Below are 22391 nucleotides of genomic sequence, written 5' to 3'. Positions count from 1 at the left end.
CATGCGGCTGTGGTCGGTGCATCCGTCGGTCCTCGACAGGATGGCGCTGATCGCTTCCTGGCGTGAGGGGCTGCTCGCCCAGCGCGTGCTCGCGGGCGGCACCCGCGGGTACACGAACCACCCGCAGCTGGTGCGCTTCCGCGCGACCGCCGACCCGCTGGATGCGATCGGCCACTTCCTCATGGCCCTGCGTGCGGAGGCGTCGCGCCGCGGTTACGCGTTCGACGAGTCGCGCGTGCTGCGAACGGATGCCGCGAACCCCGGCATTCCCGTCACGACGGGTCAGCTCGCGTTCGAGCTCGCGCACCTGCGCGCGAAGGTGAGCGAGCGTGATGCGGCGTGGCTCCCGCGCCTCCCCGGGATCGCACCGCCCGCGCCGAGCTTCTTCGAGACGCCCGGCGACGTCGAGTCGTGGGAGCGCGGCACGCTCGGCGCCTAGGGTTCGCCGGGCCGATGCCACGGCGATCAGGCGGGCGCCGGCCACCGACTACGCTCGATCCGTGGCCAAGCTCTACTTCCGCTACGGGGCGATGAACTCCGGCAAGTCGACGTCGCTCCTGCAGGCCGCGTACAACTACGAGGAGCGCGGCCAGCACGTGCTGCTGGCGAAACCCGCGATCGACACCAAGGGCGCCGACCAGATCGACAGCCGCCTCGGCGTGAAGCGGACGGTCGACTTCCTCATCGGCCCCGACGACGACCTCCGCGCGCTGTTCGCGGAGCATCGCGCCCGAGTGAAGGCGGATGCCGCGGCCACGCTCGTGCCGGAGTCCGAGGAGCACGAGGTCGACGTCGCGTGCCTTCTCATCGACGAGGCGCAGTTCCTCACCCGCCGCCAGGTGGACGACCTCCTGCGGATCGTCGTGATGGACGGCGTGCCGGTGCTGGCCTACGGCATCCGCACCGATTTCCAGACCCAGGCGTTCCCCGGCTCAGCGCGCCTGCTCGAACTGGCACACAGCCTCGAAGAGCTCAAGACCATCTGCCGGTGCGGTCGCAAGGCGCTGTTCAACGCGCGCCTGGTGGGCGGCCGGTTCGTCTTCGACGGCGACCAGGTCGCCATCGACGAGCTCTCGACCGCGCGCGTCACGTATGAATCGCTGTGCGCGGAGGACTACCTGCGCGCGTCCGGCGGCCGCCTCGAGTAGCGGCCGCGCCACCTCGGGTCACGCCGGCTCGGGCGCCCGTCCGCGTCGGCGGGGGAGCGGCACGAGCATCGAGGTCGTCCGCTGGTACTCCCGGTAGGCGGGGTACTTCGCCGCCGAGATGGACTCGGTGAAGACCGTCGAGCCGATGAACAGCACGGTCAGCAGCGCCGGCCCCGCGATCGTCCAGTTCAGCCAGCTGCCGCCGTCCGCGACGAGCGCTACCGCTCCGAGCGCGTAGAACGCCCACCACTGCGCCTGCTCGAAGAAGAAGTTGGGGTGGCGGCTATAGGCGAAGAGGCCGGTGGTGAGGAAGCCGGGCGCGAGCGTGCCGCCGGCTGCCTTCTTCGCCTGGTGGAATCGCCACTGCTGCTCGTCGGCCGCGGTCTCGCCCACGAGGAACGCGGCGAAGAGCACCGAGAACACGGCATCCCATCCCGTGAAAGGCGCCGGATGCTGCCAGGCGATGTAGGCGGGCAGGGCGATGAGCACCAGCAGCGCGCTCTGGAAGCCCACGATGAACAGCAGGTTGAAGAGCTGGAACTGCCACGTCGTCATGCGGCCGCGGAGGATCGCCCAGCGGTAGTCCTCCATGCCGGTGTAGCCGCCCTTGCGGGCGAAGTTGAAGGTCAGCCGGACGCCCCACGCCGTGACGAGCACCGCCATCACCACAAGGCGGGTGGCGTCGGCGCCGGAGAGCAGCGCCGAGACGGTGAACACCCACACGTAGATCACGGGGACGATCGACCAGAGCCGGTCGATCCACGACGTCTCGTGGGTGATGAGGGAGGTGATCCAGCAGAATGCGGCGGACACGCCGGCCACGATCAGGACGAGGGCGAGGGGATCCATGGGGTCAGGTTAGCGCCCGGGGCCGCGCGGCATCCGCGGTCCCGCGGGTTGCCTGTGGTCCGACCACAGGCTATCGTGGTCTGACCACACCGTGCCCTTCGAAGGGGAGGGCGCCGGATCCGACATCGACGAGGAGATCCGTGGCCGGTATCCCCGAATCGCCTGCGCCTGCGCCTGCGCCCGCGGTGGCGCCCGCGCGCGCGTGGCGGGTCGTGCTCGAGAAGATCGAGACCGACCTCCTCGACGGCACCCTCAAGCCCGGCGACCGGCTGGCGCCCGAGCGTGAGCTCGCGAGCACGCTGGGCGTCGGCCGATCGAGCGTCCGGGAGGCGCTCCGGGTGCTCGAGGTGATGGGGCTCATCCGCACCGGCACGGGCTCGGGGCCGACGTCGGGCGCCATCATCATCGCGACGCCCGAGGGCGGCATGTCGGCGCTGCTGCGCCTGCAGGTGGCCGCGCAGGGTTTCCCCCTCGACGACGTGGTCGCGACGCGCCTGGTGCTCGAGACCGCCGTCGTCGACGCCGTGGCGGCCGATCCCGACCGCTCGACCGACCGCGCGCGTGCGGTGCTCGACGCCATGGACGTGGACGACCTCACGCCCCCGGAGTTCCTTGCCCTCGACGCGCAGCTGCACCTGGCGCTGGCCGAGGCGTCGGGCAACGTCGTCATCGGGGCGATGATGGCGGGCCTGCGCACGGCGATCGAGTCGTACGTGCAAGCGGGAGCGGCCGGTATCGCCGAGTGGGATGCCGCGGCCGCCCGCCTGCGCCGCGAGCACCACGCCATCCTCGACGCGGTCGACGCCGGCGACGCCGCCGGCGCACGCCGCCTCGTCCATGACCACATCGTCGGCTACTACGCGGCAGCGGGCCTCGCTCGCACCCCTGCCGCCGCCGTCGCCTCAGCCCCGCCGCAGACCTGACCCATCGGAGAGAGATTCATGGTCACCCGCCAGTTCCCCAGGCCCGCCGAGCTCCTCGAGCTCATGCAGTTCAAGAAGCCCGAGCTCGACGCCCGCAAGCGCCGCCTCGACGCCGCGCTCACGATCTACGACCTGCGCACGATCGCCAAGCGCCGTACGCCCAAGGCCGCCTTCGACTACACCGACGGCGCCGCCGAGGGCGAGCTGTCGCTCGCGCGCGCCCGCCAGGCGTTCGAAGACGTCGAGTTCCACCCCGATGTGCTGCGTCCGGCCGAGAACGTCGACATGTCCACCGAGATCCTCGGCGGCCCGTCCGCTCTGCCCTTCGGCATCGCGCCCACCGGCTTCACGCGGCTCATGCAGACCGAGGGTGAGATCGCCGGTGCCGGCGCGGCCGGTGCCGCCGGCATCCCGTTCACGCTCTCGACGCTCGGCACGACGTCCATCGAGGGCGTCAAGGCGGCCAACCCGAACGGGCGCAACTGGTTCCAGCTGTACGTCATGCGCGACCGCGAGATCTCGTACAACCTCGCACGCCGTGCCGCCGAGGCCGGCTTCGACACCCTGCAGTTCACGGTCGACACCCCGGTCGCGGGCGCTCGTCTGCGCGACAAGCGCAACGGCTTCTCGATCCCGCCGCAGCTGACCCTCGGCACGATCATCAACGCGATCCCGCGTCCGTGGTGGTGGTACGACTTCCTCACCACGCCCAAGCTCGAGTTCGCCTCGCTCTCGACCACCGGAGGCACCGTCGGCGAGCTGCTCAATGCCGCGATGGACCCGACGATCAGCTACGACGACCTCGCGATCATCCGCGACATCTGGCCCGGCAAGATCGTCGTCAAGGGCGTGCAGAACGTCGCGGACTCGAAGCGTCTCATCGACGCCGGGGTGGACGGCATCATCCTGTCGAACCACGGCGGCCGTCAGCTCGACCGCGCGCCCATCCCGTTCCGCCTGCTGCCCGAGGTCGTCCGCGAGGTCGGCAAGGACGCGACCGTCATGGTCGACACCGGGATCATGAACGGCGCCGACATCGTGGCGTCGATCGCGCTAGGTGCGAAGTTCACGCTGATCGGGCGCGCCTACCTGTACGGCCTGATGGCGGGCGGGCGCCAGGGCGTCGACCGGACCATCGCGATCCTGCGCAGCGAGATCGAGCGCACCATGAAGCTCCTGGGCGTCTCGTCCATCGCCGAGCTCGAACCTCGCCACGTCACGCAGCTGCAGCGTCTCGTGCCCGTCGGGGTGTCGGCGCCTGCGGCCGAAGCCCCGGCCACGTCGGCCCCGCGCGCCCGTGCGCCGCGGACGACGGCGACGAGCGCCCCGAAGACGGATGCCGCGGCATCCCGCCCCGCGAAGCCCTCGGCCGCCAAGACCACCGGGTCGGCGACCAAGGCCTGAACCGACGAGACGCGGAAGGGTGGCTCCCCACGGGGAGCCACCCTTCGGCATGTCGGCTGCGTCAGACGCGGACCGGAAGCGTGGGGATCAGCTGCTCCAGGTACGTGACCGTGTCTTCCCAGCCGCCGACCGCGTGGCAGCGCACGCCCATCGCGAGGACCGGGTAGTCGTTGCCGTCGGGGTCGAGGCGGTCTCCGAGGAAGAGCATGTCGTCGAGGGCGATGCCGGTCTGCTCGGCCAGCTGGCGCATGCCGTAGGCCTTGTCGATGCCCTGCTCGGTGATGTCGACCGAGGTGGACCCGCCCGAGCGCACCTCGAGATCGGGCAGCAGCGCCTGCACGGCCGCGCGGAGGGTGTTCTTCTTCTCGCCGGTGGGGTCCCAGGCCATCTTGGCCGGGACGGGAGCCTGCTGGCCGAGCGCGGAGAAGGTGATCTGCGAGCCGCGGTCTTCGAGGATGTCGCCCCAGGTCTCGGATTCCCAGAGCCCGAGGCGCCGTGCCTCGCCCTCGACGGCCGCGAGCGCGCGGGACTTCTGATCGTCGGTGAGCGATCGCTGGTAGACCGTCACGACCTCGTCGTCGGTCAGCCGGTAGTACTGGGTGCCGCACGTCGGCAGCAGATGCATGCGGGCGCGAGCCTCAGCTGAGGCATCCGGGAGCTGATCGACGACCTGGCTCGTGAACTGCGCGAGCTGTCCCCCCGAGATGATCGCCACCTCGACGCGCTCCGCGAGGGATACGAGCAGCTCGCCGATGCGGGGGTCGATGCGGCTCTTCGATGGGGCGAGCGTGTCGTCCAGATCGAAGGCGACGAGACGAGGTGCCGGGTCGGTCATCAGGTGCGCTCCCTTCATGCGAGAGGCTCCGCCTTCCGGCGGAGCCTCTCTGTGGTCGGGGTGACAGGATTTGAACCTGCGGCCTCTTCGTCCCGAACGAAGCGCGCTACCAAGCTGCGCCACACCCCGTTTTGCAACCCTCCGAGTCTAACCGATCGTCAGGGGTGCTGCTGACCACGCCGGGGAACGAGCGTGAGCAGCGACGCCTCCGGACGGCACGCGAACCGCACCGGGGCGTAGATGGAGTGGCCGAGGCCGGCGCTCACGTTGAGCGGCACCGCGCGGCCGTCGTGCTCCCAGGTGCTCAGGCCGCGCGCCTGCCGCAGCGGGATGTCGCAGTTGGCGACGAGCGCTCCGAACCCCGGCAGACGCACCTGGCCGCCGTGCGTGTGACCCGCGAAGATCGCGTCGGCGCCGAGGTCGACGAAGTCGTCGAGCACGCGGCGGTACGGGGCGTGGGTCACGCCGATCGCGAGGTCGAAGCTCTGTTCCGCGCGGAGCGTCGACAGCAGGCCCGGGAGCACGTCGAGATCGTCCCAGTTGCGGTGGGCGTCGCTGACGCCGAAGGCGGCGATGCGCAGGCCCGCGGCATCCAGCGATCCCGTCCTGTTGTTGAGGTCGAGCCAGCCGAGCTCGTCGGTGAGGTAGCCGTCGAGCGCCTCGGTGTCGAGCGGCTCAGCCGTGTGCTTCACCTTCGAGGGACCCGTGAAGTACCGCAGCGGGTTGCGCGGAGCAGGGGAGGAATGATCGTTCGACCCGTGGACGAAGACGCCGGGGATGCCGCGGAGCGGGTCGAATGCCGCGCGCAGACCGCGCAGACCCTGGGCGTGACCCATGTTGTCGCCGGTGTTCACGACGAGGTCGGGCTGCAGCTCCTCCGCGAGTGCGGCGATCCACCGCTGCTTGCGGTGCTGCCACGGCGCCATGTGCGCGTCGGACAGATGCAGGACGCGGACCGCTGCGGCACCCTCAGGGAGCACCGGGACCTCATGGAAGCGGACGGTGAACAGGTAGCGCTCGACGCCGACGCCCCAGACCGCGGCGCCCACGCCGACCGCCCCCACCGCGCCGAGCGCGGTGAGGGCGGTACGAGTCGGAGCGGAAGGCACTAGCCGTTACCACCGCCGCCGCGGCCACCGCCGCCGCCACCACCGCCGCCGCCGCCGCAGTCGGCGGCGCTGTAGTTGACGCTGATCGCGGTGTTGCGATTGACGACGCTGCCGGCGCCCGGGTTGGTCGCGGTCGCCTTCGGCTGCGCGCCGGCGCTCGCGTCGGCGGTGCAGGAGCCGTCGCTCACGTTCCCGAAGCCGGCGCTGCGCAGGGCCCGCTTGGCGTCGTCGAGCGAGCGGCCCGAGACATCGGGCACGGTGACGCCCTGGCCGTTGCTGGGACTGATCGTCACGGTGCTGCCGCCCGCCACCTTGCCGGCGCCGGGGTTCTGCGCGGCGACGACGCCCTCGGGCTGGTCGGAGTCGACCGGTGCCCCCACCTCGACGGTGAAGCCAGCCTCGGTCAGGATGGCCGTCGCCTCGTCGATCGACTTGCCGACCACGCTCGGCAGATCCGTGAGCACCTGCTTCGTCAGCTCGGAGTCCTCCCGAGCGAACCGGTCGCCGCCGTACGCATCATTGGCCGTGCCCTGCACTGCCCTCGTGATGCGGTACCGGATGTCGGAGAGCTTGTTGCCGTTGTGCCAGGTCTTGAAGATGTCGCCGCCGCCGTCGACGTTGCCGGCCCAGGTCGCGGTGGCGACCTTCGTGCTCGAGGTGACGAGCCACGACTGGATCGACTCGTGCGTGCCCGTCTTGCCGATGAGCGGAACACCGTCGCGCGGACTTCCGGCCGCGCCCGTGCCGCCGTTCATGACGCCCTGCAGCGCATACGCCGCCGTGGCGGCGACCCTGGGCTCGATCACCTGCGTGCACGCGCGCGCCGGCTTGGCGAGCTCATTGCCTTCGGCGTCGGTCACGCGGTCGATCACCTGGGGCTGGCAGTAGACGCCGTTGTTGGCGACCGTCGCATACGCCTCGGCCATCGCAAGGGGAGACACCGACGTGATGCCGATGACCGAGGTGAGGGTGTTCAAGTTCGCCGGCTCGTTCGCGTAGGCGTCGATGACTCCCATCTTGGTCGCGACATTTCCGATGTCGCAGAGATTCAGCTTCTCTGCCATGGCGAAGTAGCCGGTGTTGAGCGAGTCGCGGGTGAATTGCATCGGTGTGCCGACGTATCCGCGCTGCTTGTTGAAGTTGTTGACCACCGTGTTGGTCGTATTGACCCAGTCGCTTTGGCACGTCTTCATTCGCTTGAACACCCGAGTGGAGCCGTTCAGCGTCTCGTTGACCGAATGCCCCTTCTCGAGCCAATCGATCAGCGTGAAGAGCTTGAACGTCGAACCGGCGTTGAATCCTCGCGAGTTGCCGAACGTCTGATCGCCGGCGTAGACCTGGGCAGAGTAATTCCAGTCGTCGGCGTGCGCAGCATCCTCGCTGAACATGGTGTTCTGTGCCATCGCGAGAACGCGGCCTGTGGTCGCCTCGACGCTCACGGTGGTCGATCCGAAGCGACCCGGGTTGTAGTCCGGAGAAGTCGGCATGTTGGTGGCGCTCGTCGGCGCGTTCTCCGCCATCGCCTGCTGGGCCGAACCCTGGATGCGCGGGTCGAGAGTGGTGTACACGTTCAGGCCGCCGCGCTCGAGCGTCTTCCGGCGGTCGTCCGCGGTCTCGCCGAACGCGGGGTCGTTCAGGATCACGTACTTGACGTACTGGCAGAAGTACTCGGCGCCGGCGGCGTTGACGCACCCCGTCTGGGCGCGGACGACGTTCGGGGTGATCGGCCACACCGCGGCCTCGACGTACTGCTCACGAGTGATCTTGCCGTCCTCGAGCATGCGGCTCAGCACGTACAACTGGCGCACCTTCGTCGAGGTGTAGCCGTCCGCTGCGGCGAACTTCTGCTCTTCGGTGATGTCACCGGACTCGACGAGCTTGTCGAGCGCCACAAGGTTCGCGCCCTCGTCGATGACGCCGTCCGCCTGCTTGTTGAACTTCGCGCCGTCCGCGCCGACGATCGACCCCTCGGGCTTGTCGATGCGGTAGTTGTTCGGGTTCTGCACCATGCCGGCGAGGGTCGCGGCCTGCGCGACGGTGAGGTTGGCGGCCGTCGTGCCGAAGTACTGACGAGATGCGGACTCGATGCCATACGTGACGCCGCCCCAGTTGGCGATGTTCATGTAGCCGAGCAGGATGTCGTTCTTGGAGTACTTCTGCTCGAGCGCGATGGCGTAGCGCATCTCCTGCAGCTTGCGGGCGTAACCGTCGGAGCCTTCGGCCGTGGTCGCCTCTTCCCAGCACTTGCGGAGAGCCTCGTCGCGGGTGATCTCGGTCTTCGGCGTGCCGTCTTCGTTGAGGACCTGCTTGCCCTCGCCGTCGAGCACATAGATCGTCTTGGCGTCCTGCTCGCACTTCTGGATCAGCACGTTCTTGACGTACTGCTGGCTGACCGACGAACCACCCTGCGTCTCGGCTGCGCCGCCGGCGTTGGAGAGCAGCGCACGGGTCGTGCCGATGAGGTCGATGCCGCCGTGCTGGTAGTAGCGCGGATCCTCACTCGAGAGGAGCGCGTCGTACATGGCCGGGTTGATCTGGTCGTAGTTGACCGTGGTGCGGTCCTGCTCCAGGAACTTTGTCAGCAGGACGGACTCACCCGTGTCGGGGTTCGTGTAGTAGAAGTTGCTCGGAAGCATGAGCTTGTCGATCTCGAGCGAGCTCGGCAGATTGTCGAACATCGTGATCGCGCGCTCTGCCGCGGTGCTCGTGATCGCGACGGCGGGGGTGACGGTCGCGGCGATGAGGACACCGGCTGCGGCGCTGAGCCCGACGAGCCCGGCGAGACCGCCGAGCACACCGGTGGCCGTGCGTTTGGTATCAGGCATAGGCTTGATCGTAGGGGAACTACCTGGGCGATCCCCCACCGACGTGCGCCCGCCAAGGTGTTTCCCAGCCTTCACCAGCCGTCCCCTTCCGCCTACTCGAGGAGTCGCGATGACGACGTGGGAGTACCTCACCACGCCCCTTCTGATCCACAACACCGCCGCGATCCTCAACAACTGGGGCAAGCAGGGGTGGGAGCTCGTCCAGGTGGTGCCCGGCCCCGAGGGCGGTCTGGTCGCCTATTTCAAGCGGCCCGCCGGCGGCGGCGAGCAGAACGCGGGGCTGGGTGCCGCGGCTCAGGCCGCCAAGCAGTTCGAGGAGGCCTGAGCATGGCCGTGAGCGACCGCCTCGCCGAGCTCGGCATCCTCCTGCCCGACGTCGTCCCGCCCGTGGCGGCCTACGTCCCGGCCAAGGCCCACGGCGACCTGGTCTACACGGCGGGACAGCTGCCGATGGTCCAGGGTGCGCTGCCGGCGACCGGCAAGGTGGGGGAAGGGCACGGACTCGTCCCCGCGACCGACGCCCAGGGCTACGCGCGGCAGAGCGCTCTCAACGCCATCGCCGCGGCCGCGGCCGCCGTCGGCGGCGTCGACCGCCTCACCGGCGTGCTCAAGGTGACGGGGTTCGTGGCATCCGTCCCCGAGTTCACCGGCCAGCCGGGTGTGATCAACGGCGCGAGCGAGCTGCTCGGCGAGGTCTTCGGCGACGCGGGCAAGCACGCCCGCTCGGCCGTCGGCGTCCCGGTGCTGCCGTTGGACGCCCCCGTCGAGGTCGAGGTCGTCTTCACGTACGCCTGAGGTGTGCCCGCTCGTTGCGCGAGCGAGGAACGAGCGAGACGAAGCGCCCCGGACTGTCCGAACAGTCCGGGGCGTTTCGTCTGCAGGCGCTGGAGCCCTCCGCTCAACGACCGGGTGGAATGCCGGAGCGGATGCCGCAGCTCCGGGCTGCGGCATCCGCTCTGTCGTTCGCTACTTGACCTGCGCCGAGATCACCGACATGACCGCGGTGTCGGCGAGGGTCGTCGTGTCGCCGACCTCGCGGCCCTCGGCGACATCGCGCAGCAGGCGGCGCATGATCTTGCCGGAGCGGGTCTTCGGCAGCTCGCCCACGATGTAGACGTCGCGCGGGCGCGCGATGGGGCCGATCTGATCGCCGACCCACCGGCGCAGCGTGTCGCCGAGGCCCTCCACGGGGTTCTCGTCGAGGTAGGACTGCTTGATGATGACGAACGCGACGACCGCCTGACCGGTGGTCTCGTCCGAGGCTCCGACGACCGCCGCCTCGGCGACCGCCTCGTTGCCCACGAGCGCGGACTCGATCTCGGTGGTCGACAGGCGGTGTCCCGAGACGTTCATCACGTCGTCGACGCGGCCGAGCAGCCACACATCGCCGTCGTCGTCGAGGCGCGCGCCGTCCCCCGCGAAGTAGTAGCCCTGCTTCTGGAACTTCTCCCAGTACGTCTCGACGAAGCGCTCGGGGTCGCCCCAGATGCCGCGGAGCATCGACGGCCAGGGCTCGGTGATCACGAGGAGTCCGCCGTTGCCGTTGCCGACGTGCGTGCCGTCCTCGTCGACCACGTCGATCGAGATGCCCGGCAGAGGCACCTGCGCCGAGCCCGGCTTGGTCTCGGTGACGCCCGGCAGTGCCGAGATCATCATCGCGCCGGTCTCGGTCTGCCACCAGGTGTCGACGATCGGTGCCGTCTTGCCGCCGATGATCTTGCGGTACCACATCCACGCCTCGGGGTTGATGGGCTCGCCCACCGATCCGAGCAGGCGCAGCGACGAGAGGTCGAACTGCTTCGGGATGGCGCGGCCGAGCTTCATGAACGAGCGGATCGCCGTCGGCGCCGTGTAGAGGATCGTGACGCCGTACTTCTGCACGATCTCCCACCAGCGGCCCGGGTGGGGGGTGTCGGGAGTGCCTTCGTAGAGCACCTGCGTCGCACCGTTGGCCAGCGGGCCGTACGTGACATAGCTGTGACCCGTCACCCAGCCGATGTCGGCGGTGCACCAGTAGACGTCGGTCTCGGGGTGGATGTCGTGCACCACCTTGTTGGTGAACGCCGCCTGCGTGAGATAGCCGCCGGACGTGTGGAGGATGCCCTTGGGCTTGCCGGTGGTGCCCGAGGTGTAGAGGATGAACAGCGGGTTCTCGGCCGGGAAAGGCTGCGCCTCGTGCTCGGCCGACGCCGCGGGCACGGCGTCATGCCACCAGAGATCGCGGCCGTCGGTCCAGTCCACCTCGTTCTCGCCGCGCTTGACGACGAGCACGTGCTCCACGGTCTCCTGGGCGCCGTTGCCCCGGTCGGCGAGGGCGAGGTCGACGGCCGGCTTGAGCGGCGAGACCTTGCCCTTGCGGTAGCCGCCGTCCGCCGTGATGACGAGCTTCGCGCCGGCGTCGTCGATGCGGGCGCGCAGGCTGTCGGCCGAGAAGCCGCCGAAGACGACGGAGTGGATCGCTCCGATGCGCGCCACGGCGAGCATCGCGGCCACGGCCTCGGGGATCATGGGCAGGTAGATGGCGACGCGGTCGCCCTGCCCGATGCCGAGGCCCTGCAGCACGTTCGCGACGCGTTTGACCTCGTCGGTGAGCTCGGCGTAGGTGACGCGGCGCTCGTCGCCCGGCTCGCCCTCCCACAGCAGTGCCACGCGATCGCCGTTGCCGGCCTCGACGTGGCGATCGAGGCAGTTGTAGGCGACGTTCAGCTCGCCGTCGGCGTACCACTGGGCGAACGGCGGGTTCGACCAGTCCAGCACCTCCGTGAAGGGCTTGTGCCAGTGCAGGGCGCGCGCCTGGTCGGCCCAGAACCCGAGCCGGTCGGTCGCGGCCTGCTCGTAGAGCGCCGCGTTCGCGATCGCGTTGTCCGCGAACTCGGGCGCGGGCGCGAAGCGCCGGTCCTCGTTCAGCAGGTGATCGATCTGGCTGCTTGCGGGCTGAGTGACAGGGGTCTGTTCGCTCATCGAGCGCGCTCCTTTGCGGGCTGAGGTGGAGGCCGAAGAGTGTCGGCGAGTCTGCCAGGAAATGTACCCAGGGCTTCCGGAGCGGACTACCCCCGATAGTGGGTGTGCCGGAATTTTGGACTCGACCGATATATCAGTGAGAATCCTCTCCTTTTCGTTTTGTCAGGATCCCTGCCTCGCATATGCTGACCGGTGGCCGAACATCGATTCTGGCATTGCGGCACCCGACGTCACCCCCCGAATTCGGGTCCGCGCACGGCGGCATCCCATTCCCCCCATGGGATGCCGCCTTCAATTCTTGGGAGCGATCCCGACGCTGGCTCTGCCCTCGGCTCCTCCACATCGAGCGAGTGAGCGCGGTCTTCCACGGATGCTCTCCGGCGCCGTTGCCGGCGCAACGCACGCTCCTAGCGTCGAAGCATGTCCGTACCGTTCGTCGTCAGCCCCCGCGCGTGGGCGGGCGAACGACCCGGCGGTGTGAGCGGGAGGGATGCCGCGACCAGCGGGGGAGCGGCCCGCGCTGCTGGCCCGAGCGTGCGGGCGGGTGTCCCGGCGGCTCCGGCGGTCGGACCCACGGCGCTGGCGACTGTCCCGCCGGCTCGGGCGGTCGGCCCGACGGCGCTGGCGACCGTCCCGACGGGGGAGTGTGCTCGGCGGATCGGCTCCACGGAGTCGGAACGGCCGGTGGCAGCGGCGCGGGCGTGGGTTCCGCAGCGCACTGAGGGTGGGGAAGACCTCGAGGGCGCGCTTCGCGTCGTGCCCGGCCGCTCGGCCGGGGACGCCCCCCGCGGGTCGGCGCCGACGAGCCGCCGGGGCGGGGAGCGCGCGGCGGCGCCGGCGCAGCGACATGCGGCGCTGGAGCCGTTCGCCATGTACCTGGACGATCCCCAGGTCACCGACCTCTTCGTCAACGGCGCGGCAGGGCTGTTCGTCGACCGCGGGGCGGGGGCGGTCGCGGCCCGGGAGTGGCGAGCGACAGAAGAAGAGGTGCGCGACCTCGCCGTCGCACTGATCGGGCTCGGCGGGCGGCACATCGACGACGCGTCGCCGTGCGTCGACGTGCGCGTGGAGGGCGGCATCCGTGTGCACGCGGTGCTGCCCCCGATCTCTCCCGAGGGGACCGTTCTCTCGATCCGTGTACCCCGCTTCGGGGAGGCGACGCTGGCCGACCTCCAGCGCGCGGGCATGTTCGACGACCGCGTGCGGGGCCGCCTCGATGCGGCGATCGCTCGCCGCGAGAACCTGCTGGTGACCGGAGCCGCCGGCGCCGGCAAGACGACCCTGCTCGCCGCGCTGCTCGGCGAGGCCCGGGCCGAAGAGCGCATCGTCACGATCGAAGACGTCGCCGAGCTGCGCATCTCTCATCCGCACCACGTGCGCCTCGAAGCCCGGCAGCCCAACATCGAGGGCGCGGGCGGCATCGATCTCGCGCGGCTCGTGCGCGAAGCGCTGCGCATGCGCCCGGATCGGCTCGTGGTGGGCGAGTGCCGAGGTGAAGAGGTGCGCGAGCTGCTGGGTGCGCTGAACACGGGCCACGACGGCGGGGCCGGCACCCTGCACGCGAACAGTCTCCACGACGTGCCCGCACGCCTCGAGGCGCTGGGCGCCCTCGCCGGACTGGACGATCGGGCGCTCGCCCGTCAGGCCGCGAGCGCGATCGGCGTCGTGGTCCATGTCCAGCGCGGCGCGGACGGGGCGCGCCGCGTCGCGGGTCTGGGTCGCCCGGTCGTCGACGGTGCGGGCCGGCTCTCCATCGAGGAGGAGCGATGGGAGGCCGCGTGACGGCCCGGACTCGGCGTCGCGTCACTGGCACGCACCGGGAAGCGGATGCCGCCGAAGCGGTTCTCCGCCTCGCCGTGCTGCTGCAGGCCGGCGTCGCGCCCGCCCGCGCGTGGGAGCACCTGGCGCGTGCGGGGGATCCGGCCGCCGCCCGCGTCGTGTCGTCGATGAGCGACGGGATGCCGCTGGCCGAGGCGATCGCCACGGCGGGGACCTGGGCCTGGCGCGAGGTGGGAGTGGCGTGCCAGGTCGCCGTGGTGGTCGGCGCGCCGCTCGCGGAATCCCTCCGCGGGCTCGCCGCCGCTCTGCGCGACGCGCAGGAGGCGGCGGATGACGTCCGCGTCGCGCTGGCCGAGCCCGCCGCGACGGCACGGCTCATGGGCTGGCTCCCGCTCCTCGCGGTCGGCCTGGGCGCCGCACTGGGGTTCGACACGTTCGGCACGCTGTTCACCCAGCCCCTCGGGATCGCCTGCCTCGTCGCGGGGGCGGTGCTCATCGCGCTCTCGCGCCGCTGGACCTCACGCCTGGTGCGCGGCGCGGAGGCGGGGGACAGGATGCCGGGGCTCGACGCCGAGCTCGTGGCCATCGCGCTCAGCGGCGGCGTGTCGATCGACCGCGCGCGAGCGGTCGTGCGGGCCGCGGCCACGCTGCGCGCCGCGGGTGCCGGGGGCGACGGCGATGGACCGGTCGAACCCGCGGTCGACGACGTCGAAGAGGTGCTCGCGCTCTCGCGGACGGCCGGCCTTCCGGCTGTCGAGCTGCTGCGCGCCTCGGCGGCGCATGCGCGTCACCGAGCGCGCATCGAGGGACGGCTGCGGGCGGCGAGGCTCTCGTCGCGGCTGCTCCTGCCGCTGGGCGTGTGCACGCTGCCCGCCTTCCTCGTCCTCGGCGTGGGACCGATGCTGCTCAGCGTCATGTCGACGATGTCGGTGTCGCTGTGATCGGCCGCCGGGTTCGCGAGGGGCCGCCCCGCCCGCGTCGCGTCGCACGGCACCCATGCGTGTCGCGCCGTACCTCAGCGTCGCCCGACCGGCGCCGGCGATCCGCGAGCGGCGTCGCTCCGCCGCTGTCCGACCGGCTGCACCCCGCGCGATCGCACCGCCGTGCGCATCGCCCCCAGACCGTGCCCACACCACTCGATCGATCGAACGGAGACATCATGTCCCACACCCCGAACCCGACCACGATCCCGCGCCTCACTCGGCGTCGCGCGGAGCGCCTGTTCGCCCCGCGCGGCGAGGATCCCGCCGGCTCCGATGACACCGGTGCCGCCACCGCCGAGTACGCGATCGCGACGATGGCGGCGGTGGCGTTCGCGGGCCTTCTCGTCGTGATCATGAGGTCCGATGAGGTGCGGGGCATCCTGACCGAGCTCGTCCGGCGCGCGCTCACGGTCGCGTGATGCGGCCGCGGCTGGGCGACGACCGCGGGTCGGTCGTCGCCGAGTTCGCGGTCGCATTCCCCGCGATCGCTCTGGTACTGGTGCTCGGCGTCGGCGCGCTCGCCGCGGCCGGGCGGCAGGTGCGGCTGCAGGACGCCGTCGCCGACGCGGCCCGTCTGAGCGCGCGGGGCGAGTCCCACGAGCGGGTGCGGGGCACTGTCGCCGGCGCCGTGGCGCAGGCCACCGTCGACATCCAGCCGCGCGGCGACCTCGTGTGCGTCACCGCGTCGGCGCCCGTGCTGCTCGGCTTCACCGTGACGGCGTCGGGATGCGCGCTGGCGGGCGGGCTGTGAACGGCGGCGCGTCGGCCGCCCGGCGGCGGGTGGGCTGATGGCCGGCACGGTGGTGGCGGTGGGGGCTGTGGCGGCGTGCGTCGTGCTCGCGGGCGGTCTCGCCGCGGTCGGCGCCGCGGCGGTCGCCGGCCAGCGTCTCGCGGCGGCCGCCGACGCCGGCGCGCTCGCCGCCGCGGACGCCGCCTCCGGGGCGGTTCCCGGCGTCCCGTGCGATCGGGCGGACGAGATCGCCACCGCCCACGGCGTCGAGATCGAGACGTGCGATCTCGACGAACTCATCGCGACGGTGACGGTCTCCACGCGGTTCGGACCGCTCCACGCCCGGGCTTCGGCCCGTGCCGGACCGCCCCCGTGATCCGGCTCACAGCGCCCGCACCGATCAGCGGCGTGTATGGTTTGCGTCGAAGAAAGGACGCCCCCGTTGGCAGAAGGCAAGAAGCTCGTCATCGTCGAGTCACCGACGAAGATGAGGTCGATCCAGGGGTATCTCGGCGACGGCTACGAGGTGCTCAGCTCAGTCGGCCACATCCGCGACCTCGCGGACAAGCGCGACATCCCGGCAGACAAGAAGCAGGCGTACGGGAAGTACTCGATCGACATCGACAACGGCTTCGACCCGTATTACGTCGAGAGCGAGCGCGGCAAGAAGACCGTCGCCGAGCTCAAGCGCGCGCTGAAGGGGGCGGACGAGCTCCTGCTCGCCACCGATGAAGACCGCGAGGGCGAAGCCATCGCGTGGCACCTGCTGCAGACCCTCAAGCCGAAGGTCCCCGTCAAGCGCATGGTGTTCCACGAGATCACCAAGGACGCGATCCAGGCGGCCGTCGGCAACACGCGCGAGCTCGATCTCGCCCTGGTCGACGCACAGGAGACCCGGCGCATCCTCGACCGTCTGTACGGGTGGGACGTCAGCCCGGTGCTCTGGTTCAAGGTCCAGCAGGGCACATCCGCCGGCCGCGTCCAGTCGGCGGCGACCCGGCTGGTGGTCGACCGGGAGCGCGAGCGCATGGCGTTCGTCTCCGCGTCCTACTGGGACATCGAGGCGCTCGCCGCGCCGAACCGGCCGCAGGGGCTCGACGAGTCCTTCTCCACGCGTCTTGCCCGGGTCGACGGCGCGGGCCTCGCCCGCGGCACCGACTTCGACGACCGCGGTCAGCTGAAGAAGGCGGTGCTCGTCCTCGACGAGGCCGAGGTGCGCGAACTCGCTGCCGCGATCGAGGCGGCGGCCGAGGCATCCGTCACCGCTCTCGAATCCAAGCCGGGCACCCGCAGCCCCAAGCCTCCCTTCACCACCTCGACCCTCCAGCAGGAGGCCGGGCGCAAGCTCTCGATGAGCGCCAAGCACGCTATGGGCGTCGCACAGCGTCTCTACGAGAAGGGGTACATCACCTATATGCGCACCGACTCGACCGCGCTGTCGACGCAGGCCGTGCAGGCCGCGCGCGAGCAGGCGGTGGCGCTGTACGGCGACAAGGCGGTTCCGCCCAACCCGCGCTCGTACCGCAACAACAGCAAGAACGCGCAGGAGGCGCACGAGGCCATCCGCCCGTCGGGTGAGACTTTCCGCACGCCGTCCGAGGTGTCGGGTCAGCTCGACCGCGACGAGCTGCGCCTGTACGACCTCATCTGGAAGCGCACGATGGCCAGCCAGATGTCCGACGCGAAGTACGAGACCACCACCGTCACGCTCGAGGTCGCGGCGGGGAGCCGCCGCGCCGAGTTCGCGGCATCCGGGACCGTCTACACGTTCAAGGGATTCCTCGAGGCCTACGAGGAGGGCCGCGACGAGAAGCGCGGCGACGCCGACAAGACCGACGACCAGGCGCTGCCGGCCATGGCCGTGGGCGACGTGCTGCGACTGCGCGACGTCGAGCCCAAGGGGCACGCCACCAGCCCCAAGCCGCGCTACACCGAGGCCAGCCTCGTCAAGGCGCTCGAGGAGAAGGGCATCGGCCGCCCCTCGACGTTCGCGAGCATCATCGACGTCATCCTCAACCGCGGCTACGTCACCAAGCGAGGTCAGGCGCTCATCCCGAGCTGGCTCGCCTTCAGTGTCGTCCGGCTGCTGGAGCAGCACTTCGCAGACCTCGTCGACTACGACTTCACCGCGGCGCTCGAGGACGACCTCGACGCCATCGCCCGCGGTGAGCAGAAGCGCCAGGACTGGCTGCGGGAGTTCTACTTCGGATCGACCGATCACGTCGGGCTCCGCAACATCGTCGACAACCTCGGCGAGATCGACGCGCGTGCCCTGAACTCCACGCCGATCGGCGATGTCGCGACGCTGCGGTTCGGCAAGTACGGCCCGTATCTCGAGGTGCCCGATACGGCGAACCCGGAGGCCGAGCCCCGCCGCGTCAACATCCCCGAGGATCTCGCGCCCGACGAGCTGACCCCGGCCAAGGCGCAGGAGCTCATCGATGCGCCGGTCGCGGGCGACCGCGTCCTCGGCGAGAACCCGGCCAACGGCAAGCTCGTGGTCGTGAAGGACGGCCGCTTCGGGCCCTACGTGCAGGAGACCGACCCGCCCGCGGCCGAAGAGGTCGACGAGGAGACCGGCGAGGTGCTCCCGGTCGCGGAGCCCGTCGAAGCGCCCGCTCCGAAGAAGCGCGGCGCCAAGAAGGAGGCGGCGCCCAAGCCCCGCACCGCGTCGCTCTTCAAGTCGATGTCGGTCGACACGATCGACCTCGACACCGCGCTGAAGCTGCTCGACCTGCCGCGCACCGTGGGCATCGACCCCGAGACGGAAGCCCCGATCACCGCACAGAACGGGCGCTATGGACCGTACCTCAGGAAGGGCACCGACTCGCGCACGCTGCAGAGCGAGCAGCAGATCTTCGACATCACGCTCGAGGAGGCGCTCGCCGTGTACGCGCAGCCGAAGTACGGCGCACGCGGCGCGAGCTCGGCGCTCAAGGAGTTCGACGCCGACCCGACCAGCGGCAAGCCGATCAAGCTGAAGGACGGCCGCTTCGGCCCGTACGTCACCGACGGCGAGACGAACGCGACGATCCCGCGCGGCGAGGACGCGATGGAGGTCACGTTCGAGCGCGCGGTGCAGCTGCTGGCCGACAAGCGGGCCAAGGGCCCGGCCAAGCGTCCTGCCCGCCGCACCACCACGCGCAAGCCCGCGGCGAAGAAGTGACGGTCGGCAGCGACACCGCACCGGTCCCTGATCCGGTCGAAGGGCTGTTCGTCACATTCGAAGGCGGCGACGGCGTCGGCAAGACGACGCAGGCCGCGCTGCTCGAGCGGTGGCTGACGGATGCCGGACGCACCGTCGTGCGCACGCGCGAGCCGGGCGGCACCGAGGTCGGCGTGCTCATCCGCGACATCGTGCTGCACCATCGGGGCGAGGTCGCGCCGCGCGCCGAGGCGCTGCTGTATGCGGCCGACCGCGCGCATCACGTCGAGACGCTCGTGCGGCCGGCGCTCGCGCGCGGCGAGGTCGTGATCCAGGACCGCTACCTCGACTCCTCCGTCGCGTATCAGGGCGCAGGTCGCGTCCTCGGGCGCGACGAGGTGCGCGAGCTCTCGCTGTGGGCGACCGGCGGCCTGCTGCCCGACGTGACGGTGCTCCTCGACCTCGATCCGTCGGTCGCGCGTGCCCGGCTGGACGCCGACGACAAGCCCTTCGACCGGCTCGAGGCCGAGAAGGAGCACTTCCACGCCCGCGTGCGGGAGGAGTTCCTCGCGCTCGCCGCCGCGGAGCCCGGCCGGTTCCTCGTGCTCGACGCTTCGCTCCCGGCGGAGGAGCTGGCGGCGGCAGTGCGCGAGCGCCTCGCCGCGCTGCTGGTCTGACATCCGGCATCCCGACGCCCCGTGGCCGCGGCGCCCGGCGCCCGGCGCCCGGCGCCCGCCTGACTGGTTCCGAGATCAGGAGATCCGGCGGAGGCAGGACGCTGTGCGCGAGATCGTCCTGCGCAGGCCAGATCGCCTGATCTCGGAGACGAGCGGGGGCGTCGGCGGCCCCGGTTAGGCTGGGCGGGATGGATGCCGCGACCCAGCCCGCGAACGCGAGCGCACCCGATGCGCGCGACGCCACGGTCGACGGCGTCCCGTGGGGCGACGTGTGGGGGCAGGACGCCGCGGTCCAGGCGCTTCGCGAGGCGGCATCCGACCCCGCATCGATGACGCACGCGTGGCTGATCACCGGTCCGCCCGGTTCGGGTCGCTCGACACTCGCGCACGCGTTCGCCGCGGCGCTCATCGCCGAGCCCGGTGACGAGCGCACGATGCGCCAAGTGCTCGCCGGCACCCATCCGGATCTGACCGCGCTGCGCACCGAGGGCGTCATCATCTCCATCAAGGACGCCCGCGCCCTGGTCGAGCGCTCGTACTTCGCGCCGTCGCTGGGGCGGTATCGCGTCATCGTCATGGAGGACGCCGACCGCATGGCGGAGCGCACCTCGAACGTCCTTCTGAAGGCGCTCGAAGAGCCGCCCGAGCGCACCGTGTGGGTGCTGTGCGCGCCGAGCGACGCCGATCTGCTCCCCACGATCCGCTCACGCGTGCGCACCCTGCGGCTCCGTGAGCCCGACGTCGACGATGTCGCGGATCTGATCGTGCGCCGCAGCGGCGTGGACCCGGCCATCGCCGAGCAGTCCGCGCGGCACGCCCAGCGCCACATCGGCATGGCGCAGCGGCTGGCGACGGATGCCGCGGCCCGCGCCCGCCGTGATGCCACGCTGCGCGGCGTGCTCGCGGTGCGTGGCGTGGGCGACGCGGTCGAGGTCGCCGGCGCGATCGTGGCCGCGGCCACCGACGACGCGAAGGCGCTGACGGCCGAACGCGACGAGGCGGAGCGCGCGACGCTCCTGCGCACGCTGGGCATCGCCGAGGGGGCGCCGGTCCCGCCGGCGGTCCGGTCCCAGCTGTCGGCGCTGGAGGACGAGCAGAAGCGTCGCGCGACCCGCAGCCTCCGCGACGGCATCGACCGCGTGCTCACCGACCTGGAGTCGATGTTCCGCGACGTGCTCATGCTGCAGTTCGGCCGGGACGGCGTTCTCATCAATCGCGAGCTCGAGTCCGAGCTGCGCGCCCTGGCGACCGCGTGGACTCCCGAGCGGACGCTGACGGTCGTCGACCGCATCGGGGTCACACGCGAGAACCTCGAGCTCAACGCCGCGCCCGCACTGGCCCTCGAGAGCATGCTCGTCACCGTCGCGAGCGGAAGGATCCCGTGAACCGTATGCCCAGGAGTCGTCCCGCGCGTCTCGAGCGCACGTCGACGCGTCGTGCTCGATTCCGCATCCCGTCGGTGCTCGCCGGGCTGGTCGCCGCATCCCTCGTCCTCAGCGGCTGCCTCTCGGCCCTGATCCCCGACACCGCACCGCGTCCGACGACGAGCAAGGCTCCCGATGTCGACGGGGTGCCTGCCGAGCTGCTGCCGTATTACGAGCAGACCCTCGACTGGGAGGCGTGCGCCGACTTCGACTGCACGACGGTGCGCGCGCCGCTCGACTGGGCCGACCCGACGAAGGGCGACATCGAGCTGTCGCTCATCCGCAGCCGCGCCGAGGCGACGGACGAGCCGATCGGCTCGCTGCTCATGAACCCCGGCGGACCCGGCGTGAGCGGTGTGGCGTACGTCCGCGACGCGGTGCAGCTCGCTGTCGGCGACGCGGTGCGCGCGCAGTTCGACACCGTCGGCTTCGATCCGCGAGGAGTGGGCGAGTCCACGGCTGTCACCTGCCTGGACGCCCCGGAGATGGACGCGTACCTCTACGACATCCCGGCCGACCCTCGCGGGACCGAGGCGTGGTCGGACGAGCTGCGCGAGCGCAACCGCGATTTCGCGGACGCCTGCGAAGCCAACAGCGACGGCATCCTGCCGTACATCACCACCGACAACGCCGCGCGCGACCTGGATCTGATGCGCGCCGTGCTCGGCGATACCGAGCTCAACTACCTCGGGTACTCGTACGGGACCTTCCTCGGGGCGACCTACGCCAAGCTCTTCCCCGAGAAGGTCGGCCGCCTCGTCTTCGACGGTGCGGTGGACCCGGCGATCCCGGGCGAGGACATCGGCACGACGCAGGCCATCGGCTTCGAGTCCGCCCTGCGCGCCTACATGGCGTCGTGCCTCGCCGACGACGAGTGCCCCTTCCGGGGGAGCGTCGACGACGCGATGGCCGACCTCGGCACCCTGCTCGCAAGCGTCGACCGTGATCCGCTGCCGAACGCCGACGGCAGGATGCTCGGGGCTGACACGCTCATGACCGCGATCATCCGCCCCCTGTATTCGCAGGGAACGTGGCCCTATCTCACCACCGCACTGACGGACGTGCTGGAGGGCGACCCGACCTTCGCATTCCTCCTCGCCGATGACTACAACTCCCGGGTCGACGGCGTCTACGTCGACAACCAGACCGAGGCGTTCACGACGTACAACTGCATGGACTATCCGCTCGAAGCGACCGAGGACGACCGCGCCGAGGCCGAGGCGCTCCTCGCCGCCGAGGCTCCGACGATCGCTCCCTTCTGGGGCGGGTCCGATCCCTGCGAGGTCTGGCCGTATCCGGCCACGGGCGTGCGTGAGCCCATCGCCGCCGACGGGGCCGCGCCCATCGTCGTCGTCGGCACGACGAACGATCCCGCCACGCCGTACGAGTGGTCGGTCTCACTCGCCGAGCAGCTCTCCTCGGGCGTGCTGGTGACGCGGGTGGGTGAGGGCCACACCGGCTACAACAAGGGCAACGACTGCGTCGACACCGCCGTCGAGACCTACCTGCTCGAAGGGACCGCCCCCGAGGACGACCTGCGCTGCGAGTGACGAGCGAGGGATGAGGAGAGCGGATGCCGCGACCCGCGGCATCCGCTCT

At 70.9% G+C, this 22391-nt stretch carries 20 protein-coding genes and 1 tRNA gene; 15 read left to right on the top strand and 6 right to left on the bottom strand.

The genetic code is table 11. From position 1 onward, the window contains the following. Position 1: 1 nt before the first annotated feature. A complete protein-coding gene (locus IM770_RS15405; RefSeq protein WP_203582039.1) occupies positions 2-439 on the top strand; it encodes a pyrimidine dimer DNA glycosylase/endonuclease V in 438 nt (145 codons plus the stop codon). A 61-nt stretch (positions 440-500) separates the two neighbouring features. Further along, the gene (locus tag IM770_RS15400) at positions 501-1148 is read left to right on the top strand and encodes a thymidine kinase (protein WP_203582038.1); all 648 of its coding nucleotides are present in this window, start codon (positions 501-503) and stop codon (positions 1146-1148) included. An 18-nt stretch (positions 1149-1166) separates the two neighbouring features. Here IM770_RS15400 and IM770_RS15395 read toward each other — a convergent pair whose 3' ends face one another. Continuing rightward, positions 1167-1997, bottom strand: coding sequence for a DUF1295 domain-containing protein (locus IM770_RS15395; protein ID WP_203582037.1), 831 nt, complete (start codon positions 1995-1997; stop codon positions 1167-1169). A gap of 140 nt (positions 1998-2137) precedes the next feature. Here IM770_RS15395 and IM770_RS15390 point away from each other — a divergent pair, with 140 nt between their 5' ends. Together IM770_RS15390 and IM770_RS15385 are read left to right on the top strand one after the other, a co-directional pair. Continuing rightward, positions 2138-2920 carry a FadR/GntR family transcriptional regulator gene (locus tag IM770_RS15390; protein ID WP_307785482.1) on the top strand — a complete coding sequence of 261 codons (783 nt, stop codon included), beginning with the start codon at positions 2138-2140 and terminating at the stop codon, positions 2918-2920. Positions 2921-2938: 18 nt separating this feature from the next. Further along, the gene (locus IM770_RS15385) at positions 2939-4324 is read left to right on the top strand and encodes an alpha-hydroxy acid oxidase (RefSeq protein WP_203582036.1); all 1386 of its coding nucleotides are present in this window, start codon (positions 2939-2941) and stop codon (positions 4322-4324) included. Between the two features lie 61 nt (positions 4325-4385). Here IM770_RS15385 and IM770_RS15380 read toward each other — a convergent pair whose 3' ends face one another. The 4 genes from IM770_RS15380 to IM770_RS15365 form a co-directional block, all read right to left on the bottom strand. Beyond that, positions 4386-5159, bottom strand: coding sequence for an HAD-IIB family hydrolase (locus IM770_RS15380; protein WP_203582035.1), 774 nt, complete (start codon positions 5157-5159; stop codon positions 4386-4388). Positions 5160-5211: 52 nt separating this feature from the next. Next, a tRNA-Pro gene (locus tag IM770_RS15375) sits at positions 5212-5288 on the bottom strand. Positions 5289-5317: 29 nt separating this feature from the next. Next, on the bottom strand, positions 5318-6268 hold the full coding sequence (locus IM770_RS15370; RefSeq protein WP_203582034.1) for a metallophosphoesterase: 951 nt from the start codon (positions 6266-6268) through the stop codon (positions 5318-5320). After that, a complete protein-coding gene (locus IM770_RS15365) occupies positions 6268-9093 on the bottom strand; it encodes a transglycosylase domain-containing protein (protein WP_203582033.1) in 2826 nt (941 codons plus the stop codon). Before IM770_RS15365 ends, IM770_RS15370 begins: the two co-directional genes overlap by 1 nt. Positions 9094-9202: 109 nt before the next feature. On the opposite strand from IM770_RS15365, the gene sp36 reads away from it, so the two are divergent. Then, positions 9203-9418 carry a Sp36 family protein gene (gene sp36 / locus IM770_RS15360; RefSeq protein WP_109210113.1) on the top strand — a complete coding sequence of 72 codons (216 nt, stop codon included), beginning with the start codon at positions 9203-9205 and terminating at the stop codon, positions 9416-9418. A gap of 2 nt (positions 9419-9420) precedes the next feature. Next, entirely contained in the window at positions 9421-9888 is a 468-nt protein-coding gene (locus IM770_RS15355) for a RidA family protein (RefSeq protein WP_203582032.1), read from the top strand. Between the two features lie 171 nt (positions 9889-10059). Here the strand turns inward: IM770_RS15355 and acs are convergent, their stop codons facing one another. Continuing rightward, entirely contained in the window at positions 10060-12054 is a 1995-nt protein-coding gene (gene acs / locus IM770_RS15350) for an acetate--CoA ligase (protein ID WP_203582031.1), read from the bottom strand. A gap of 420 nt (positions 12055-12474) precedes the next feature. Here acs and IM770_RS15345 point away from each other — a divergent pair, with 420 nt between their 5' ends. From IM770_RS15345 to IM770_RS15305, 9 genes are all read left to right on the top strand, one after another. Continuing rightward, complete coding sequence (locus IM770_RS15345) at positions 12475-13836, top strand: TadA family conjugal transfer-associated ATPase (RefSeq protein WP_372430687.1); 1362 nt, start codon at positions 12475-12477, stop codon at positions 13834-13836. Next, positions 13833-14774, top strand: a complete 942-nt coding sequence (locus IM770_RS15340) for a type II secretion system F family protein (protein ID WP_307785481.1) — start codon at positions 13833-13835, stop codon at positions 14772-14774. Before IM770_RS15345 ends, IM770_RS15340 begins: the two co-directional genes overlap by 4 nt. Positions 14775-14992: 218 nt before the next feature. After that, a complete protein-coding gene (locus IM770_RS15335) occupies positions 14993-15235 on the top strand; it encodes a DUF4244 domain-containing protein (RefSeq protein WP_203582028.1) in 243 nt (80 codons plus the stop codon). After that, a complete protein-coding gene (locus tag IM770_RS15330) occupies positions 15235-15567 on the top strand; it encodes a TadE family type IV pilus minor pilin (protein WP_203582027.1) in 333 nt (110 codons plus the stop codon). Before IM770_RS15335 ends, IM770_RS15330 begins: the two co-directional genes overlap by 1 nt. A gap of 37 nt (positions 15568-15604) precedes the next feature. Then, on the top strand, positions 15605-15922 hold the full coding sequence (locus IM770_RS15325) for an Rv3654c family TadE-like protein (RefSeq protein ID WP_203582026.1): 318 nt from the start codon (positions 15605-15607) through the stop codon (positions 15920-15922). A gap of 66 nt (positions 15923-15988) precedes the next feature. After that, positions 15989-18712, top strand: coding sequence for a type I DNA topoisomerase (gene topA / locus IM770_RS15320; RefSeq protein WP_203582025.1), 2724 nt, complete (start codon positions 15989-15991; stop codon positions 18710-18712). After that, complete coding sequence (gene tmk, locus IM770_RS15315) at positions 18709-19368, top strand: dTMP kinase (protein WP_203582024.1); 660 nt, start codon at positions 18709-18711, stop codon at positions 19366-19368. The genes topA and tmk overlap by 4 nt, the downstream gene beginning before the upstream one ends. 188 nt (positions 19369-19556) lie before the next feature. Next, the gene (locus tag IM770_RS15310) at positions 19557-20753 is read left to right on the top strand and encodes a DNA polymerase III subunit delta' (RefSeq protein ID WP_203582023.1); all 1197 of its coding nucleotides are present in this window, start codon (positions 19557-19559) and stop codon (positions 20751-20753) included. 5 nt (positions 20754-20758) lie between these two features. Further along, complete coding sequence (locus IM770_RS15305) at positions 20759-22342, top strand: alpha/beta hydrolase (protein WP_203582022.1); 1584 nt, start codon at positions 20759-20761, stop codon at positions 22340-22342. Positions 22343-22391: the final 49 nt, after the last annotated feature.

The sequence above is a fragment of the Microbacterium hibisci genome (assembly GCF_015278255.1).
GTDB lineage: Bacteria > Actinomycetota > Actinomycetes > Actinomycetales > Microbacteriaceae > Microbacterium > Microbacterium hibisci.
The sequence above is the reverse complement of the archived record's forward strand: the minus strand, read 5'-3'. Positions and strand labels throughout refer to the sequence as shown.

Bases quoted from the DNA above. Each gene is read 5' to 3' on its own strand.
- IM770_RS15355 (WP_203582032.1), top strand. From the start codon at position 9,421: ATGGCCGTGAGCGACCGCCTCGCCGAGCTCGGCATCCTCCTGCCCGAC.
- IM770_RS15335 (WP_203582028.1), top strand. From the start codon at position 14,993: ATGTCCCACACCCCGAACCCGACCACGATCCCGCGCCTCACTCGGCGT.
- IM770_RS15385 (WP_203582036.1), top strand. From the start codon at position 2,939: ATGGTCACCCGCCAGTTCCCCAGGCCCGCCGAGCTCCTCGAGCTCATG.
- IM770_RS15365 (WP_203582033.1), bottom strand. From the start codon at position 9,093: ATGCCTGATACCAAACGCACGGCCACCGGTGTGCTCGGCGGTCTCGCC.
- IM770_RS15345 (WP_372430687.1), top strand. From the start codon at position 12,475: ATGTCCGTACCGTTCGTCGTCAGCCCCCGCGCGTGGGCGGGCGAACGA.
- IM770_RS15305 (WP_203582022.1), top strand. From the start codon at position 20,759: ATGCCCAGGAGTCGTCCCGCGCGTCTCGAGCGCACGTCGACGCGTCGT.
- IM770_RS15330 (WP_203582027.1), top strand. From the start codon at position 15,235: ATGCGGCCGCGGCTGGGCGACGACCGCGGGTCGGTCGTCGCCGAGTTC.
- IM770_RS15380 (WP_203582035.1), bottom strand. From the start codon at position 5,159: ATGACCGACCCGGCACCTCGTCTCGTCGCCTTCGATCTGGACGACACG.
- IM770_RS15325 (WP_203582026.1), top strand. From the start codon at position 15,605: ATGGCCGGCACGGTGGTGGCGGTGGGGGCTGTGGCGGCGTGCGTCGTG.
- IM770_RS15405 (WP_203582039.1), top strand. From the start codon at position 2: ATGCGGCTGTGGTCGGTGCATCCGTCGGTCCTCGACAGGATGGCGCTG.
- acs (WP_203582031.1), bottom strand. From the start codon at position 12,054: ATGAGCGAACAGACCCCTGTCACTCAGCCCGCAAGCAGCCAGATCGAT.
- IM770_RS15395 (WP_203582037.1), bottom strand. From the start codon at position 1,997: ATGGATCCCCTCGCCCTCGTCCTGATCGTGGCCGGCGTGTCCGCCGCA.
- IM770_RS15310 (WP_203582023.1), top strand. From the start codon at position 19,557: ATGGATGCCGCGACCCAGCCCGCGAACGCGAGCGCACCCGATGCGCGC.
- sp36 (WP_109210113.1), top strand. From the start codon at position 9,203: ATGACGACGTGGGAGTACCTCACCACGCCCCTTCTGATCCACAACACC.